Here is a 2,059-nt window from a genome sequence, read left to right on the forward strand (position 1 = left end):
AGGCTTATTCAACGATACAGTCTGTTTTTGAAGAAGCAGATGTGATATATTTTACCGGCGGAAATTCTTTCTTTCTTATGGACCAGCTCCGTAAAACGGGAACTGATGGGCTACTGAAAAAGGAATTGGCAAATGGAAAATTGATGATCGGCGAGTCGGCAGGCGCAATTATATGCGCTCCAAGCATCCAATATATCGAGCAAATGGATGAAAAGCCAGAGGACTACTCACAAGAAGATGATGCAGGGCTTGATTTGATTGATTTCTATGTTCTTCCGCATTATCTTACAGCACCATTTAAGAAAGTTACCGAGAAAATAATGACTGAGTTTTCGGATTTGAATCTATGCCCGATTAACAACCGTCAGGGAATTGTAATTGATGGTGAAGGTTCAAAGGTTATTTGCAAAGACTAATTTGAAAATTCGCGTTTGCGAAGCAATGAAAGCCCCGGCATCACTTTGAAGGGCTGGAAAAGAAGCAGGAACTATGCGGCAGAGTAAACCCCGGCGGCGTTGCGGAGCCCGGAGTTGCTTTTGAGAGACAGGTGTGCTATACTGCCAACAGAATAAACGGGAATGAAGTTCTCCCGAAGTAACCAGATTACTTGAACCGCTTTAAAAGCTGATGACTTCTGCGACGAAAACCACGCAGAAGGTGTCAGCTTTTTTGCGTGTTGTAAGTAAGGAGGAACTTTTATGTTACTGAGTATTTCGCTGATTTTGATCGTTGGGATGTCTATGGGGTGGCTTTGTCAGAAGTACAGGCTGCCGAGTCTGCTGGGAATGCTGGCAACCGGCATGGTTCTGGGACCCTACGTCCTGAACCTGCTGGACGGCAGCATTCTGGGTATCTCCCCGGAGCTGCGGAAGATCGCCCTTATCATCATTCTTACCCGTGCAGGGCTGGGGCTGGATACTTCCGGGCTGAAAAAGCTGGGGCGGCCTGCCGTTCTGATGTGCTTTGTTCCGGCGTCCTTTGAGCTGATGGGGGTGCTTTTTCTGGCACCGAAGCTCATGGGGCTGACGGTTTTAGAGGCGGCAATTCTGGGCGCGGTGATGGCGGCGGTCTCCCCGGCGGTGGTGGTGCCAAGGATGGTCCGGCTTATGGACGAGGGCTACGGCGTAAAGCAGGGCATCCCGCAACTGATCCTTGCAGGCGCATCGGTGGATGACGTGTACGTCATCGTGCTGTTCTCCACCTTTGTGGGCATGATGCAGGGGGAAAGTGCCTCTATGCTCAGTTTTGTCAACATCCCGGTGTCCATTCTGCTGGGCATGGCGGTAGGTCTGGCGGTCGGGTCCCTGTTGGCGTACTTCTTTGCAAAGGTCCATATCCGGGATACCGCAAAGGTTTTGATCATTTTGAGCATCTCCTTCCTGCTGGTGGCAGCGGAGGATGCCCTGACCACCGCGATCACCTTCTCGGCCATGATCGCCATTATGTTTATCGGCATCGGTCTGCAAAAAAAAAGAGAAGTGGTGGCAAAAAGGCTCTCGGTAAAATACGGAAAGCTCTGGGTGGCTGCGGAGGTGTTCCTGTTCGTGCTGGTGGGCGCAACGGTGAACATCGGCTATCTGGGCAAGGTGGGTGCAAAGGCACTGCTTTTGATCGTGGGTGCGCTGGTATTTCGGATGCTGGGTGTTTTTGTGTGCCTTCTGGCACAAGCCTGAGCAAAAAGGAACGGCTTTTCGCCATGATGGCGTACACCCCCAAGGCAACCGTGCAGGCTGCCATTGGCGGCATTCCGCTGCACTGGGCTTTGCCTGCGGCGATACGGTGCTTACCGTGGCGGTGCTGGCTATCGTGCTGACGGCTCCCCTTGGTGCCTTTGCCATGAACCTGAGCTATAAAAAGCTGCTGAAGAAGGGGTGAAGCGACCGGGAAGGAGCTTTTCCGCAGGGGAAAAGCGTGGTATACTGAGGGCGGAAAATCGGAAGTTGTAGGAGAAAATTTTTAATGAATATAACAGTTTATCTTGGGGCAAACGAAGGAAATGACCCATGCTTACGAAAAGCAGTTGAGGAATTGGGGGCATGGATTGGAAACAGTGGAAATG

The 2,059-nt window shown here is 51.2% G+C and carries 3 protein-coding genes, 1 pseudogene and 1 riboswitch; all 4 genes and pseudogenes read left to right on the forward strand.

Features of this window, described 5'->3' with window-relative positions; genetic code table 11:
- Window positions 1–416 (forward strand): Type 1 glutamine amidotransferase-like domain-containing protein (locus DWZ16_RS15195; RefSeq protein WP_118523183.1); only part of this gene is annotated, 416 nt, incomplete at its 5' end.
- A gap of 149 nt (window positions 417–565) precedes the next feature.
- Window positions 566–644, forward strand: a riboswitch (Fluoride riboswitch).
- A 54-nt stretch (window positions 645–698) separates the two neighbouring features.
- Window positions 699–1,673 carry a cation:proton antiporter gene (locus tag DWZ16_RS15200; RefSeq protein WP_412694367.1) on the forward strand — a complete coding sequence of 325 codons (975 nt, stop codon included), beginning with the start codon at window positions 699–701 and terminating at the stop codon, window positions 1,671–1,673.
- Window positions 1,648–1,875, forward strand: a complete 228-nt coding sequence (locus DWZ16_RS17080; protein WP_412694368.1) for a hypothetical protein — start codon at window positions 1,648–1,650, stop codon at window positions 1,873–1,875. Before DWZ16_RS15200 ends, DWZ16_RS17080 begins: the two co-directional genes overlap by 26 nt.
- Before the next feature lie 84 nt (window positions 1,876–1,959).
- Window positions 1,960–2,059 (forward strand): annotated as a pseudogene (locus tag DWZ16_RS16355) (TIGR00730 family Rossman fold protein); the annotation flags it as partial.

This window comes from Clostridium sp. AF29-8BH (assembly GCF_003478145.1).
Taxonomy (GTDB): Bacteria; Bacillota; Clostridia; order Lachnospirales; family Lachnospiraceae; genus Otoolea; species Otoolea fessa.